General features: G+C 61.9%; 13 protein-coding genes. 6 read left to right on the forward strand and 7 right to left on the reverse strand.

The window, feature by feature from the left end:
• Positions 1–107 precede the first annotated feature (107 nt).
• Positions 108–935, reverse strand: a complete 828-nt coding sequence (locus LJE98_RS18355) for a L,D-transpeptidase (protein ID WP_229576706.1) — start codon at positions 933–935, stop codon at positions 108–110.
• A gap of 481 nt (positions 936–1416) precedes the next feature.
• Positions 1417–1620: a hypothetical protein gene (locus LJE98_RS18360; protein ID WP_229576707.1), complete on the reverse strand. Its 204-nt coding sequence runs from the start codon at positions 1618–1620 to the stop codon at positions 1417–1419.
• A gap of 217 nt (positions 1621–1837) precedes the next feature.
• Between LJE98_RS18360 and LJE98_RS18365 the strand changes: the two genes are divergently transcribed.
• Positions 1838–3217 carry a TIGR03808 family TAT-translocated repetitive protein gene (locus LJE98_RS18365; protein WP_229576708.1) on the forward strand — a complete coding sequence of 460 codons (1380 nt, stop codon included), beginning with the start codon at positions 1838–1840 and terminating at the stop codon, positions 3215–3217.
• Between the two features lie 124 nt (positions 3218–3341).
• Positions 3342–5180 carry a putative bifunctional diguanylate cyclase/phosphodiesterase gene (locus LJE98_RS18370; RefSeq protein WP_229576709.1) on the forward strand — a complete coding sequence of 613 codons (1839 nt, stop codon included), beginning with the start codon at positions 3342–3344 and terminating at the stop codon, positions 5178–5180.
• Between the two features lie 48 nt (positions 5181–5228).
• Here the strand turns inward: LJE98_RS18370 and LJE98_RS18375 are convergent, their stop codons facing one another.
• The gene (locus LJE98_RS18375; protein WP_229576710.1) at positions 5229–5783 is read right to left on the reverse strand and encodes a DUF2087 domain-containing protein; all 555 of its coding nucleotides are present in this window, start codon (positions 5781–5783) and stop codon (positions 5229–5231) included.
• A gap of 304 nt (positions 5784–6087) precedes the next feature.
• Here LJE98_RS18375 and LJE98_RS18380 point away from each other — a divergent pair, with 304 nt between their 5' ends.
• Entirely contained in the window at positions 6088–6747 is a 660-nt protein-coding gene (locus LJE98_RS18380; protein ID WP_229576711.1) for a glutathione S-transferase family protein, read from the forward strand.
• 49 nt (positions 6748–6796) lie between these two features.
• Here the strand turns inward: LJE98_RS18380 and LJE98_RS18385 are convergent, their stop codons facing one another.
• Positions 6797–7153, reverse strand: a complete 357-nt coding sequence (locus LJE98_RS18385; protein ID WP_229576712.1) for a DUF4406 domain-containing protein — start codon at positions 7151–7153, stop codon at positions 6797–6799.
• Positions 7154–7273: 120 nt separating this feature from the next.
• Here LJE98_RS18385 and LJE98_RS18390 point away from each other — a divergent pair, with 120 nt between their 5' ends.
• Positions 7274–8029 (forward strand): DeoR/GlpR family DNA-binding transcription regulator, encoded by a 756-nt coding sequence (locus LJE98_RS18390; protein WP_229576713.1) that lies wholly within the window; start codon positions 7274–7276, stop codon positions 8027–8029.
• A 38-nt stretch (positions 8030–8067) separates the two neighbouring features.
• Here LJE98_RS18390 and LJE98_RS18395 read toward each other — a convergent pair whose 3' ends face one another.
• The 3 genes from LJE98_RS18395 to LJE98_RS18405 form a co-directional block, all read right to left on the reverse strand.
• Positions 8068–9405 (reverse strand): oligosaccharide flippase family protein, encoded by a 1338-nt coding sequence (locus LJE98_RS18395; protein WP_229576714.1) that lies wholly within the window; start codon positions 9403–9405, stop codon positions 8068–8070.
• On the reverse strand, positions 9402–10685 hold the full coding sequence (locus tag LJE98_RS18400) for a GNAT family N-acetyltransferase (RefSeq protein ID WP_229576715.1): 1284 nt from the start codon (positions 10683–10685) through the stop codon (positions 9402–9404). The genes LJE98_RS18395 and LJE98_RS18400 overlap by 4 nt, the downstream gene beginning before the upstream one ends.
• A 133-nt stretch (positions 10686–10818) precedes the next feature.
• The gene (locus tag LJE98_RS18405; RefSeq protein WP_229576716.1) at positions 10819–11826 is read right to left on the reverse strand and encodes an asparaginase; all 1008 of its coding nucleotides are present in this window, start codon (positions 11824–11826) and stop codon (positions 10819–10821) included.
• Positions 11827–11898: 72 nt separating this feature from the next.
• On the opposite strand from LJE98_RS18405, the gene LJE98_RS18410 reads away from it, so the two are divergent.
• Together LJE98_RS18410 and LJE98_RS18415 are read left to right on the forward strand one after the other, a co-directional pair.
• The gene (locus tag LJE98_RS18410) at positions 11899–12633 is read left to right on the forward strand and encodes a DUF3750 domain-containing protein (RefSeq protein WP_229576717.1); all 735 of its coding nucleotides are present in this window, start codon (positions 11899–11901) and stop codon (positions 12631–12633) included.
• Positions 12634–13116: 483 nt separating this feature from the next.
• A complete protein-coding gene (locus LJE98_RS18415; RefSeq protein ID WP_229576718.1) occupies positions 13117–13701 on the forward strand; it encodes a hypothetical protein in 585 nt (194 codons plus the stop codon).
• Positions 13702–14265 lie beyond the last annotated feature (564 nt).

Here is a 14265-nt window from a genome sequence, read left to right on the forward strand (position 1 = left end):
GCGCTTTGTTCCGCGATGATGCGATGCAAACAGGAAAGCTTCACTTAATGCAACGCCGACCCCCGCTCACGTTTTGGAGAGATGGATCCCGTCGCAAACGACTGTCGCTAAATGACAACAATCGGGGTGTTGTCGGGCACGCGATCGAAGAGATCGATGACGTCCTGATTGAACATGCGCACGCAGCCAGACGAGGTGGCCTTGCCGACCGACTGCCAGTCGGGCGTGCCGTGCACGCGGTAGAGCGTGTCCTTGCCGCCCTGATAGATGTAGAGCGCACGGGCACCGAGCGGATTGTTGAGACCGGCGACCAGACCGCCGCGCTCGGCGGAAACGGGGCGCAGGTTGGGATTGGCCTCGACCATGTCATCGGTCGGCGTCCAGTGCGGCCATTTGGCCTTGCGTTGAATGACACCCCTGCCCGACCAGGCAAAACCATCGCGGCCGAGACCGACGCCATAGCGGACCGCCTTGCCACCGGGCTGGACCAGATAGAGGTAATGCGCCTTGGTGTCGACGACGATGGTGCCGGGCGCTTCCGCCGTCTGGTAGTCCACCTCGTGGCGCAGCATGTCAGAGCGGACGCGGTCGAGCGGGATCGGCGGCAGGGTGTGGCCATCATCGACCATCAGGCCGTAGATGGTCCGGTGCAGCGGATTGCTGACGGGCAGGCCATAGGTCTGATGGAACTGGGTCTTGTAGAGATCGCGCTTCTGCGGCGCCGTCTGATCGGCGGCCGGCGGCGTGCGGGCCGGATCGTACCAGACGGGGGCGACCTCGTCCTGGAAGACGTCGATGTTCATGCGGCTGGTGTCGGTCATCAGGATGCAGCCCGAGAGCGAGCCGACCAGCGCAGTGCCGAGCCCGAGCGACAGAACCCGCCTTGCGACCGAAGACTGCGGCCTTGCCGATGATGAGCTCGAAACCTTGGACATGCTGCACCTGATCACACTGACGTCGTAGGCCGCAATCTGTCAGGCGCGGCTGGCGCGAAGCTTATGCCGAAGGTCAGCCTCGCGCCTCGGCGCAGGATTTGCACGCGGCTTAAAGGCAATCCGGGTGGTGACAGCCGGAGGGGCGGACACGGAGGCTTTCAGGCGCCTCCATTTGAGGTTCAACGAAGGGTTCGCGGCGCAGGTCGACCATATCGAACATGACGAAAGCCGACGGACGAAATCGACAAACGGCAGAATCGATCCGACCGGCACGCCCTCCCCCGAGAAAATGCCGGCCGGTCGCCATGGGACTGGTATCCACCGCCCTTTCCACTCCGCCAGGACCGAAAGGGTTTGCGTCCCATATCGAAAGTCTGAAGCCTGCCTGGCGAAGCAGGTTCGCCATCAATGCGATCTCTCTCCGTATTCACGCCACTTCGCACGCGAAGCCGGTTTCCGGCTTTGCCGGAATGGCGTGAGGTCAGACGGGTTTTGGACCTTGCAGGGCATTGTAGATCTTCTTGCCAAGCACGGCAGCAATCGGGATCGAGATCACCAGACCCGCCACAAAGGCGGCTGCGATCTGCCAGCCTTCACGCATGTCGAGCGACAGAACCGTGATCACCGCCGCACCGCCGACGGCGCTGGCGACAAGAATGTAGAGGACTGCAGCGAGACGAAGCATGATCGTTTTCCTTCGTGTTCCTATCTTTCGAGGATCACCTTAGGCGCATCCGGGCCCCTTTCCTTGATCTGGCTCAACTCCTTGCGATGACGTCCCCAGACCAAAGGCGAAGATCTTCATCTGGAGCGTTAACACTGTTTTAAGCCCCTTCTTGCCGCCAGAGGCCCGTTCCGCCAAGTTCGCAGCGATATCCAATCGTCTCGAACGGAACGACAAGATGCCCTCACGACGCTCGGTCATTGCAGGACTGGGCGGGCTGCTCGCCACTGCGGGCCTGCCCGTGAGCATCCGCGCGCCCCTGGCACAGACGCTGGCAATGGCGGAACTGCGGGGCGGTTTCGATGCGGCAGAGGCCGGCATCCTGCCCGGAACCGAGGACGACCAGAGCCGCAAGCTGCAGACCCTGATCGACCGGGCGGCGGCCGTCGGACAACCGGTCTTCCTGCCAGCCGGCACCTATGAGGTGGCCAATCTGGAGTTGCGCGACGGCAGTCGGCTGACCGGGATTCCAGGCCTGACACGGCTCGTCTATCGCGGCGACGGGCATCTCATCGCAGCTCAGGACATCCGACGGGTCAGCCTCTCGGGCATCACATTCGATGGCGCCAATCGATGGCTTGCGGACTATACGGAGGGGCTCCTCGGCTTTCGCAGCGTCGACGATGTGATGATCGAAGCCTGCGAGATCATCGGCAGCCGCAAATGCGGCATCTATCTCGCACGTTCCGGCGGTCGCATCGAGACGACCCGGGTGGCCGGGGCGGCGGAAGCGGGGATCTGGTCGATCGAGGGCAAGGCCTTCACGCTGCGTAACAACGAGATATTCGACTGCGGCAATGGCGGCATTCTCGTGCATCGCTGGACCAAGGGCGAGGACGGCAGCGTGATCTCGGGCAATCGGGTGGCGCGGATCGGCGCGACCAATGGCGGCACCGGACAATATGGCAACGGCATCAATGTGTTCCGGGCCGACAATGTGCTGGTTTCCGGCAACCACGTCTCCGACTGCGCATTTTCCGCAATCCGCGCCAATTCCGCCTCCAACATCACGATCAGCGGCAATCAGGCGTTCCGCTCCGGCGAGACCGCCATCTATGCCGAGTTCGAATTCGAGGGGGCGCTGATCGAGGGCAATCTCATCGATGGGGCGGCGATCGGCATTTCGGTCGCCAATTTCGATCATGGGGGGCGGCTCTCGACGGTCAGCGGCAACATCGTGCGCGGCATTGTCGACAAGGGACCTTACGAGCCCACAGTGAGCAGCTTCGGTTTCGGCATCTCGGTCGAGGCCGATACGCTGGTGACGGACAATCTCGTCGATGGCGCCGAGACGGCGGCACTCGCCATTGGCTGGGGACCCTATCTGCGCAATGTCATCGTCAGTGACAATATCCTGCGCGGCAGCGCCGAGGGCATGCGAGTGAGTGTGGTGAAAGGCGCTGGCGAGACTGTGATCCGCAACAATATCGTGGATGGGGCCACGGGAGGCGCCATCGTCGGATATCGCTGGAAAGACCGGGTGAGTGGTGCGCTCGAAGACGGGGATACGTCCTTCCCGCATCTGACGCTTTCCGGGAACCGCATGGCCGGCGGCTAAATCGGGACGCCCCGGGTGATTTGATTAATGATCCGGAAACCAACATCAGAGCTTTCGAATGGTCGTAATGTCTATTTAGGGCTCCCCTGATCTAGTCTGCGGCAGTCAACATGTTGCAGGTCCCATGCTTCTACCCTTGCAGAACATCATCCTCGAGAAAATCGCGACAGGGCAGTCGTTGGCTGAGACCGTGGATTATCTGTGCCGCGAAGTGGAGACCATGACGGATGATATCGTCTGCTCCGTTCTCTTGCTCGACGAAGAGCGGCGGCTGCGCCATCTGGCCGGCCCTTCACTTCCGCTCGAATACATTTCCGCCATCGACGGCGTCGCGATCGGCCACGGGGTCGGATCCTGCGGAACGGCGGCCTATCACGGCGAGCCGGTTCTGGTGGAGGATATCGACACCCATGAATACTGGCAGCCCTACAAGCAACTCGCCCTGCCACTCGGGCTGAGGGCCTGCTGGTCGACGCCGATCATCGGCTCGGGCAAAGTGCTGGGGACCTTCGCCTTCTACTACCGCACCATCCGCGGGCCGTCGGACCTGGAGCGGCAGATCGTCAGCGCCTGCGTGCATCTCTGCGCCATTGCCATCGAACGCGACCAGCGCATGGCCGAGCGCCGGCGCATGGCCGATACAGACGGCCTGACCGGCCTGCCCAATCGCAGCCGGTTCACCGAGGTCATCAACGAAGTTTCCCGGCGCGAGCCCGACTGGGCCCTGATGCTTGTCGATCTCGACAACCTCAAGATGGTCAACGACACGTTCGGCCACGGCGCGGGTGACGATCTGATCCAGGTCGTGGCGGAACGCATGAAGCAGGAAGCGGCGCCCGGCATGGCCTTCCGTCTCGGTGGGGACGAATTTGCCGTAATCGTGCCCTGCATCGCAACGACCGATCCGGCGGCTCTTGCCGATACGCTGATTGCCCGCATCAAGGAACCGGCCGATTGCGCGGGGCACCTGATCTATCCGGCCGCGACGCTGGGTGGTGCCCGGGCCGGCGTGGAGCGGAGCCCGCAACAGGTGCGACAGAACGCCGACTACGCGCTCTATCACGCGAAGGAACGGGCACGTGGCCGCTACGTCGAATATCAGCCGGGTCTCGGCACCGCGATCGCCAAACGTTTCCGCTCGGTGCAGGAGGTCGACCAGGCGCTGCGTGAAGACCGGATCGATGCACATTTCCAGCCGCTGATCGAACTTGCGACCGGGCGCATCACGGGTTTTGAATCGCTCTGCCGGATGAAAATGCCGGACGGCCGCCTGGTTGCGGCTGCGCATTTTCACGAGGCGATGAAAGACGCCCATGTGGCGATCGAGATTACTGAGCGCATGCTGGAACGCATTTCGACCGCCGCCGGCGACTGGCATCGTGAAGGGCTTAAATTCGCGCGCGTGGGGCTGAACCTCGCGGCTGCCGACTTCCATCGCGGCGGGCTGACGAAGCGCATCGTGGACAGTTTCGGCCGCGCCGGGCTTTCTCCGGACCATATCGTGGCCGAGGTCACGGAATCCGTCTATCTCGCGCAGAAGGACAATGTCGTGGCTGAAGAGATCCACACGATGCGCGAAGCAGGCATCAAGGTGGCCCTCGACGACTTCGGAACGGGCTTTGCCTCGCTGACCCACCTGCTCACGGTCCCCGTCGACATCATCAAGATCGACAAGTGTTTCGTCCGTCGCCTGGCGGATGCCGGCAGCGGAAGCGTGATCACGCGCGGCCTGCTCGATATCGCCAGAGGGCTCGACATACAGGTCGTGGCCGAAGGCATCGAGGAACAGGGGCAGGCCGAGCATCTGCTGTCGCTGGACTGCAGGGCCGGCCAGGGATACTTCTTCGCCCGCCCCATCGACCGGGACAGCGTGCGCGAAATGCTCGAGGTCAGCAATTTCCATCCCGAATGGACACGCATCCTGCGGGAGCGCGAGCGGCTAATTCTTCACAAGGCCGGGTGAGACGCGACCGGCAAACCCGCCGCGTCCCATATCCGTTTGCCGGTCTTCTCAGCTTTCGCGGCGGCGGCTCGTTACCAGACGGATCAGCTCACGCGCCTCAGGCGGCGGTCGTTTTTCCACACGGCGATAGAGACGGCAGTCCTGCGTGCGGTTCAGGAGCCCCATATTGACCAACTCGCGGCGGATCAGGACATGGTCGCCGAAGCCGTTGTGACGCATCAGCACGGCATTGACCGCCTTCTCCCCCACATCCTCCCCCGACGGCAGAAAGGACCAGAGCACCCAGAGCGCCAGTTGCTGCTGGTTGAACTTGCCCGGCCAGCGGACGAGTATGTCCGTCCCGGCAAAGCAGCGGGCAGTGAGTTCCACACGCCGGTAATCGATTGCGGGCTCCGCTTCGATCCCAGGCGGATTGGCGAGACGCTCCTGCGCCGCGTGGCTCACCTTGAAATGCTGGTAGTTGCGGAAGCCGACGGCGCGGGTCAGCATGTTCAAAAGTTCAACATGGCCGGGCAGGTCTGTCCGCGCATCAAGTTCTCGCTTCAGGCTTTTCGCCAGCGCCGACAGATCGGGTGCCGCAAAGGCATGTGTCATCCTCGACATCTCATTTCTCCTGGTCGTGCCCTGGCGCCCGAAAGCAGCCAAGCTGGCCGGTGGTCACCGACTTCCGACGGGGCACGGGAAAACGAGCTGACGTCGACAAGAGAGAAGCAGGTTTAGCTCCCCTCATCGGGGCGGTGACGCCTGGGTGAACTGCAGACCCTGGAGCCGAAGGAATACGCGCCGAGGCCGGCTTTTGTCAATTCCAGCCGCGATCAGGAAATTTCATCGATGCGATCAGCGCAAGCGGCTTTTCCGGACGCCCCACGCAGGATAGCTTCCCGCGCAACAATCACGGGAGTGGCACATGCTGAAAATCTACGGCGTCTACAAGTCGCGCGCGACGCGCATTCTCTGGCTGATGGAAGAACTGGGCTCGCCCTTCGAACTGGTGCCGGTTCTGCAGGCCTACAAGCTCAAGGACCCCATGGCAGACGGCGCGCGGCTCAACACGCGCTCACCGGAATTCCTCAGCATCAACCCGATGGGCAGCATCCCGACGATCGAGGATAACGGTCTGGTGTTGAACGAGTCGCTGGCGCAGACGCTCTACGTAGCGAAGACATCAGGCGGGCCGCTTGCGCCGAAGGATGCGGCGGAAGACGCGCTGATGCTGCAGTGGACGCTTTTCGGTGCGACATCGATCGAGTCCGAGGCCCTGAAGATCTCCATGGCCAATATTGACGGACGCCTCGCCACCGAGGCCGGCCAGGCGGAAGCCAAGGCCGTCGCCCGCATCCTCGCCCGCCCCTTCGGCGTGCTGGAGAAGCACTTTGCCGGCAACGATTATGCCGTCGGTGGACGGTTTACCGTGGCCGACATCAATCTCGGCGAGATCGTGCGCTACGCCCAGGCCTATCAGCCGCTCTTCGACGCCCATCCGAAAACGGCAGCCTGGCTCGCCCGCATCCAGTCCCGCCCGTGCTTCAAGGCGATGTGGGCGAAGCGGCTGGCAGAAGTGGAGTAACCATTTCGCGCAGTGGGGTGCGGCTGTCTCCAGATGGCCTCACCTTCCCTCACCCGCAGCCCGGCACATCTTCCAGCCGGGTCCAGACCGGAATGCCGCGTTCGGTCGCGATGCGCACATCATTGTCGGCGCCCTTCGAGGCGCCGGGCAGGCGCAGGACGCCTTCGCAGAGTTGCAGCAACCGGCCGGCGACCGGATGGAAGATTTCCTCATAGAGATCGTCACCCACCGACTTTCCGCCTGCTGCATGCCAGATCGGCAGTGCCACCCATTCGCCAATCATCGGCACATGGCCCGCCTTGAACAGGGCGTGAGATGGTGCTTCCAGCACCTTGAGATTGGCGGCCATTTTTTCCGGGTCGTCTCCGGTGCCCGAGCGATAGGGACCGGCAATCAAAATCAACATTTCATTCTCCTTCATGTCCTCCGCCTCATGCAGAGACATGCACATATCCGCACGATTCTTCTGGCTTGTCGAATCCATTTCGCTAGAATCATGCATTATCGTGACGCTTCGGGTAGATTCATGCTGACAGAACAGAGACGACGGCAAATCCTCGACATGCTGAAGCGCGACGGGCGGGCAGTGGCTGGCGAGCTTGCGCGGTTATGGGGCGTGTCGGAGGACACGATCCGCAGAGACATGCGCGACATGGCCTCGGCCGGGCTCCTGAAGCGCGTGCATGGCGGAGCGTTGCCCGTTGCCGCTCCCCTGCCCGGGCTTTCCACGCGGCGCGGTCTCGCGACCGAGGAAAAACGGCGGCTGGCGGTGGCAGCCGTGCAGTTGATCGCGCCCGAGCAGGTGATCTTCCTCGACGGCGGCACGACGACGGCGGAGATCGTGCGCCATATCCCGCGGGACATGGCGCTCACCGTGATCACCCATGCGCCGACCATCGCTGCCGAGCTGGAAGCGCATGGCGCCGTGGACGTCGTTCTGATCGGCGGGCGGATCTACAAACATTCCATGGTGTCGGTCGGACCGACCGCGCTTGCCGCCATCGAGCGCTTGCGGCCGGATGTCTTCTTCCTCGGGGCGACGGCCGCGCATGCGAGCGACGGCCTGACGACCGGCGATTTCGAGGAGGCGGCGATCAAGCGGCGGATCCTGGAGCGGAGCCTTGCAACCTATTGCCCGCTGACCCTGGACAAGCTCGACAGCGTCTCGCCTTTCGGCATCGCCGCCATCCCCGAGCTCACGGGCATGATCGTGGTGTCGGAGGCTGAGGACACGGTGCTCGAGGGCTACAGGTCCAGGGGGGCCAACGTGATCCTCGCCTGAGTCTTCGGGCGCCCGAGCCCCAGGTGAGACGCCGAGGCCTACACCTCCTGCGTTCTCTGCGCGAACGGGCGCACCAGCACCCAGTAGCCGGTCTGGCGATGAACGAGCCATGTCACCACGGCGAGACGCAGCACCTGGACGATGACCATGGCCATGGCTGCGCCGACAATACCCCAGAGGGGAACGAGGAAAAGCATCAGCAGGAGACAGGTCGCCACCGATATCGAAACGATGAGCAGGCTCAGGCGATAGCGTCCTTGGACCACCAGCAATTCGGCCGCCTGGCCAGTTGCCGCACGGATGACATAGGCGAGACCAAGCAAGGCGAGACACGGATAGGCGGCGAGGAATTCCGGGCCGAACAGGGCGAGCAAGGGATAGCCGGCAAGGAGCGTGAGCGCGACGGAGGGAATGGTGAGCCAGAAGGTGGCATTGGTGGAGCGGGTGATCTGCGCCTGAAGGCCTGCCCGGTCGGCCGAAGCGAGCGACAGCGAAAAGCCACGCGCGGCGACCAGCATGAAGCCGTATTGCACGAAGGCTGCCAGCGACAGCGAGCGCTGGGCGGCGAAATATAGCGAGGCTTCGTCCGGGGCGACGAGGAAGCCGAGAATGAGGACATCGATCCAGACGAAGAGCTCCTCCGCCGTCATCGCCGGCATCATCAGGACGGAGGCGAGCAGCCAGAAGCGACGGCGCTGTGGCGTCGCCACGATGCGCTCAGTTTTCGGCAGGCGCGCGCGCAGGAGCAGAGCCTGGACAAGCAGGACGACGATGGAGGCGAGGACCACAATGGCGAGAACCGTGACGGCATCGAGCGGCAGCCCCACCGCCCGGGCGATGCCGATGCCGAGCATGATCAGCACTGGTCGGAAAATGTAGCCGGGGATGGTGGACAGCGCATACCAGCCGAAACCTCTGGAGACACCCGTCAGATAGGATTCGAGCGAGAGGACGGGGAAGCCGAGTGCCAACACGCCGAGCGGCAGCAGGAAAGCCGGATCGACGAAGCCGGGCAGCACGGTGAGGAAGACAAGTGTAAGGGCCGCGAGCAGGCCCGACCCTATCATGACCGCGCGAAAGCCCGTGGCCAGGTAGCCGGCGAGATGGGCATGCTTCTCACGCCTTCCGTAGCGCGGAATGAAGCGGGCGGCGGAATCGTAGAAGCCGAGGACGCCGACCTGACCGACGACGCTGACCCATGTCCACAGGATGACATAGATGCCGTAATCCTCGAGTGCCATCAGGCGGGCGAGCAGGATCTGCAGGGCGAGCCCGACAAAGGCAGCGGCAATGCGCACGGATATGCTGACCAGCGCACCACGCAGGCCGGGATCGCCGACTAGATCGAGGGCCTTGCGCCGAAGTTTGCCGATCATGGAATGCAGCACAGCACGAGGCTCATATTGCCGCCATTGCGCCAGACGAAGCGATGCAGCGCATCGACCATTTTCCTGAAGCGGCATCGCCAGGCCGGGCCGATGCCATCATAGAGCGCACGCAGGCGCGGTCGAAGGCCGGCCTTCCAATGCCGGCAATAGAGCTGGCCGAGGCTGGTGAAGGGGATGTAACAGGCAGTGAGCGGCGCAGTCGTGTTGGTCCAGCTGGACTTGTAGGTGGAGGGATCATTGAGGAAGTCGAAGCGGCGGATGCCGGTTTCGATCGCCCAGCGCTGGGCCTGTTCCATCTGTACCTTGCCGGGCGAGAATTTCTGATAGGCGAGATCGATGGCGCCAAGAAAGCAGTAGTAATCCTGCCGGAAGCGCATGCCGAGCTCCATCGCAATCGGCACGCCGTCAAGCGTCAGCGCATGCAGGAAGACGCCGTCATCGTCCTTGCCGGGCGTGCTGCCGAGATCGTGCAGGAAAGTGGCGAAGCGCGGATCGAAGAGATCGCGTCCGAGACGGCCAGTGCCCTTCAGCCAGTCCCGTTTCATGGCGATGCAGTGGTCGATATGCTCGGCATAGCCTCGGCTGCCTGCGGGATAGACCCGGTAATCGAGTGACCCCAGCTTTTCCAGCCGGTTGCGGCGGCTGTTGCGCTGCAGGCGCTGTTTCTTCGGCAGGCTGGCATGGTGGCTTTCCCAGTCCGACACCTTGCTCAGATCGAGGATGGAGGATTTCTGCACCCCGTCAGGGCTGGATCCCTCGCCTTTGAGAATCTCGGCCAGCAGCGCGGATTGCGGCACATGGTCCAGGCAGATGGCATCGCAGCCGCTGTTCTTGCGGATCGCGGCGAAAACCGAACGACCAAGGGCGGGATCGAACCGGGCGGGATCATGGAGCAACGTCGCATACTGGTTCATCGGAGCCGTCAGGGGCACCAGAACGGTGATGGCGGGGGTGACCCGGCGGGTCATCAGCGGCCAGATCATCAGGCATTCGGCACCGTCCCAGAGAGCATAGACCCGAAGGCGGGGGTGATCGCCGGCCTCGTCCTCGAGAAAGGCACGGCACCAGTTCAGGCACCAGTCGAAACTCTGGAAATAGGCGAAGGGCTCGGAACACCGGCTCTCCAGGGCCTGCCAGGCCTCTTTCAGGGCATAGAGTTCATCGCAAGTTTCGCGGCAATCGAGTTGAAGCATACGGCCATTGCACTCAAGCGGCACGGCCGAGGGACAAAGGGCGGTATCGCCAGGGATCCGGTACGGGCTTCTCATCGAAGCATCCATGGAAATCGGCCTCGTCGGTTGCGCAGGATCGCTCGCCGCGCAGTCTAGCCCGAGAAGGGTTAAACCTCCCTTGCGGCAGGGAGGGTGACGTTCGACCAGCGCCGCTGCTGCAATCCCGTGCTCAGGCGAAGAGCACGTCCGTCACCCTGATCGTGCCGACATGAAGACCGTTCCAGTTGCTCATGCCGTGGCGGGACATTCCCGTGAGCGTGGTGTGTTCCGCGCTGCCCTCATCGAAATGGCGGGCAAGCAAAGCGGCGATCATGGCCTCGGCGGCGCGGGTGGCGCCATCCTCGGCCTTCACGGCAAACGAGAGGCCCTTGTCCGGGAGAAGTGCGCAGAAGACGCCTTCGGCGCCGGTCTTGGCGAATATCTTGCCCGGTGCCACCTGCATCAGTTTCGTGCAGAAGCGCCTGGTCCCGGCAACATAGAAGGGTTCGGCCATGCAGGCGTTGATCAGCCTGCGGGCGGCGGCGGCCCGGATGGGCTCCAAGCCCCTGCCCGTTGCGAGCTTGCCGAAGCCGCGCGCGAGACCGATCAGCGGCACGGCATAGGTGGGGATGGAGCAGCCGTCGGTGCCGCAATTGTCTCTGGAGAGCACGGCACCGGTGAGATCCGCCATGATGGCGCGGATCGCCTGTTGCAGCGGATGGTCGAAACCGGCATAGCCGCGCGGGTCCTCTCCGGTGTGGCAGCAGGTGCACACGAAGCCGGAATGTTTGCCCGAACAATTGTTGTGAAGTGCGGTCGGCTTGTCCAGCGTGCGCGCCTGTTCGATCAGCACGGCCTGGTGCGACGACCAGTGGGCGCCGCATTCGAGCACGCTTTCATCACGACCCGCCGCCTTCAGCATGGCGGCAGCGGTTGTGACATGCTCCGGCTCACCGGAATGGGAGGCGCAGGCGAGTGCGAGTTCCCGGTTGCCGAAGCCATAGGCATCGGCCGCGCCACTTTCGACCAGTGGCAAAGCCTGCATGGCCTTGCAAGCCGAACGCGGAAACACGCCGGCATCGACATCACCGGCGGAGAAGACGGTTTTGCCTTCGGCATCGACCACGATCGCCAGACCGCGATGGCGGCTCTCGACGAGTTGACCGCGCGTGACCTCGACCGTGATCGGATTTTCCATGATCTGCCTCAAAATGCCAATATTGTCTGATGCTTCTTAAAGCATGCATCTCCATCCCGTTCGAGGTCCGGATTGAAATTTCTGCTGCGCATCATCTCCGTCATCCTGCTCGTCTTCGTGCTGCCGACCCTGGTTTCCGCCGGGCTCTGGGCGACTCGGGACCATCCCGACGGCTGGAGTGCGGCAAAATGGGGCTCGTCGGGCCTGTTGCCGACGGCTGAAGAGAGCCCGGAAGCTGCGATCTATGTCTTTTCCGCCATGACGGGAGGATTGAAGGGCGCGATTGCCAGCCATGCCTGGATCGTCACCAAGGAGGAGAACGGCGCCTATCAGCGCTATGACAAGGTGGGATGGGGCTCCCCCATCCGTCGCAACCACCGGGCACCCGATGCCTTCTGGTATTCCAACCCGCCGCGACTGGTGGCGGAGGTGAAGGGCGAAGAGGCGAAGCGTCTGATTCCGATGGTGGAGGCTGCGATCGCCGGCTATCAGTATGGCCAGCCTGGAGGCTACCGGATCTATCCAGGGCCGAACTCCAACACCTTCGTCGCGCATGTGTTGCGCGAAGTGCCGGAACTGGGCGCCGTGCTGCCGGCCGATGCCGTGGGCCGCGACTATCTGGCCGGCGGGGCCTTCTATCATCTCGACAAGGATGGACGCGACCTGCACTTGAGCCTCGGCGGGCTTGCCGGACTGTCGGTCGGAGTGCGCAGCGGGCTGGAGGTGAATTTCCTCGGTCTCGTGGCGGGCGTGGATTTCGCCCGGCCGGGCATCAAGGTGCCGGGCTTCGGGACGGTGGGGCTCTGAGTTCACTGGCGGTTGACTTGCCAAACTCGCGCAGAAGCATATTCTGTGCTGATTGAATGTTGCTGAGGTCGGCACGATGCCCAAAACCTTAAATAACATAGCCGCGTGGACGCCAACAATCATAGGCTTCGCGGCTTTGTACATCGCGTACGGTCAATTGTCCTCGGCGAACATGTCCTTAAATGCTGCGAATACCATCGCTATATCGCAAGAAAGCAGAGAGATCACCGAGGAGATCTTCGCCGCAGCAGACGATTTTGTACTTTTAAATAACGCATACGATCGATATGGCGACTTCATCGCGCATGCTGGGTACCTCGCCAACCAGGAGCAGCTTCCCACCGAGTACTGGGTATACCTGCAAGCCGATTTCTGCAGACTATACAAAGAAAAGAACTTTCAGATTTGGTACGCTAGAAATATAAACGCTGAGCATTTAAAATTACTTTATCCTGAATTCCATCGGTTGAAAGAAGGCCCGCGATGCGAAGCAATAAATTCTTGACAGCATCATTGCTTATCTTACTGGCCGGCGTCTCAGTCGCTCAAGTTGGATCCAGAGTTGAACTCAAATATCGCAACTCCTTCTCCGACATAAAGATTGCCAAAGACAACATCAACAGCCTCAGGACGGACTTGAACCAAGCGTCCGCGGCGGATTTAGCGAAAAGTCGGGAAGAGACCGCAAGGCTGATAAACAGCGATTTGCCGCTCCAATTCCAGGCGGTTGAATTTGCTTTGTCGAAGGAGTTTGGCGCAACAGAGATCAGTCTGTCGTCACTTAAACCGGAGCAACTTCAAGAACTCAGATCTACCATCAACGCAACCTCCCCAGAGGCGGGCGTAGAATTGGACAGCTCTGTAACTGGTGAAGAGTTTTCCTTGTACATCACATTGTCAATGAAAGACATCTCTGCGAAGGGGAGCCAGCTTCTTGAATTGGTCAACGGCGGATCAGCAAGCGAGATCCAAATAGCGAAGTCAGAACTATCACTTGCGCTGGCAAGATTCGATATCTTAACTGCTTATCTCGTTATCGGCGTAGAGAGCAGCTCGCCAGACCTATAATCAGAAATCAAAAGAGCCACCCGCGAGGGTGGCTCCCATGAGTTTTAGTCCTTTGTCTGGACCCGGATGGAAAACCATCCGAAGGAAGGCTGGATCAGGCCGAGGGCTGCCCCGTCAAAACCGCACCCTTTCCAAAGTCACACACGCAGACCGAAATCTCATTAGACATTGGATCACCTTCCTTTCGTTACGTTGCCGATGATTGAAAGGTAGGGTGCGTTCGCGGATTCGACAAGGCACATTGTGTGACGTTTTGTTGGGATAATTGTGTTGCATTGCGGCAGGTTTCGTCCACAATTCGCGCGCCGGTGACGAGATCATGTCGAGCGAGCAAGCGGTGTGAGAAAATCCCGCTCGCAACGGGTGAATGGCGGATGCTCGCCAACCCCCGCCTTCGCAGCCACTCTGTCCGGGTCTTCAACCACTTCCCCCGACATCTCGAACAGGCCTCTTCATCAAAAACGGTGACAGGGCTTTGGCCATATCGCGCGCGCCATCGGCTGCCAGGCCCGCAAAGCCGGTTCCGGTCTCGACAGGCTTTTCGTGCGGCATGAAATAGCCCTG

Source organism: Rhizobium sp. 'Codium 1', from assembly GCF_020889605.1.
Classification (GTDB): Bacteria; Pseudomonadota; Alphaproteobacteria; order Rhizobiales; family Rhizobiaceae; genus Allorhizobium; species Allorhizobium algae.

Bases quoted from the DNA above. Each gene is read 5' to 3' on its own strand.
- LJE98_RS18400 (WP_229576715.1), bottom strand. From the start codon at position 10,685: ATGAGAAGCCCGTACCGGATCCCTGGCGATACCGCCCTTTGTCCCTCG.
- LJE98_RS18385 (WP_229576712.1), bottom strand. From the start codon at position 7,153: ATGTTGATTTTGATTGCCGGTCCCTATCGCTCGGGCACCGGAGACGAC.
- LJE98_RS18365 (WP_229576708.1), top strand. From the start codon at position 1,838: ATGCCCTCACGACGCTCGGTCATTGCAGGACTGGGCGGGCTGCTCGCC.
- LJE98_RS18380 (WP_229576711.1), top strand. From the start codon at position 6,088: ATGCTGAAAATCTACGGCGTCTACAAGTCGCGCGCGACGCGCATTCTC.
- LJE98_RS18405 (WP_229576716.1), bottom strand. From the start codon at position 11,826: ATGGAAAATCCGATCACGGTCGAGGTCACGCGCGGTCAACTCGTCGAG.
- LJE98_RS18415 (WP_229576718.1), top strand. From the start codon at position 13,117: ATGCGAAGCAATAAATTCTTGACAGCATCATTGCTTATCTTACTGGCC.
- LJE98_RS18395 (WP_229576714.1), bottom strand. From the start codon at position 9,405: ATGATCGGCAAACTTCGGCGCAAGGCCCTCGATCTAGTCGGCGATCCC.
- LJE98_RS18375 (WP_229576710.1), bottom strand. From the start codon at position 5,783: ATGTCGAGGATGACACATGCCTTTGCGGCACCCGATCTGTCGGCGCTG.
- LJE98_RS18360 (WP_229576707.1), bottom strand. From the start codon at position 1,620: ATGCTTCGTCTCGCTGCAGTCCTCTACATTCTTGTCGCCAGCGCCGTC.
- LJE98_RS18355 (WP_229576706.1), bottom strand. From the start codon at position 935: ATGTCCAAGGTTTCGAGCTCATCATCGGCAAGGCCGCAGTCTTCGGTC.
- LJE98_RS18390 (WP_229576713.1), top strand. From the start codon at position 7,274: ATGCTGACAGAACAGAGACGACGGCAAATCCTCGACATGCTGAAGCGC.
- LJE98_RS18370 (WP_229576709.1), top strand. From the start codon at position 3,342: ATGCTTCTACCCTTGCAGAACATCATCCTCGAGAAAATCGCGACAGGG.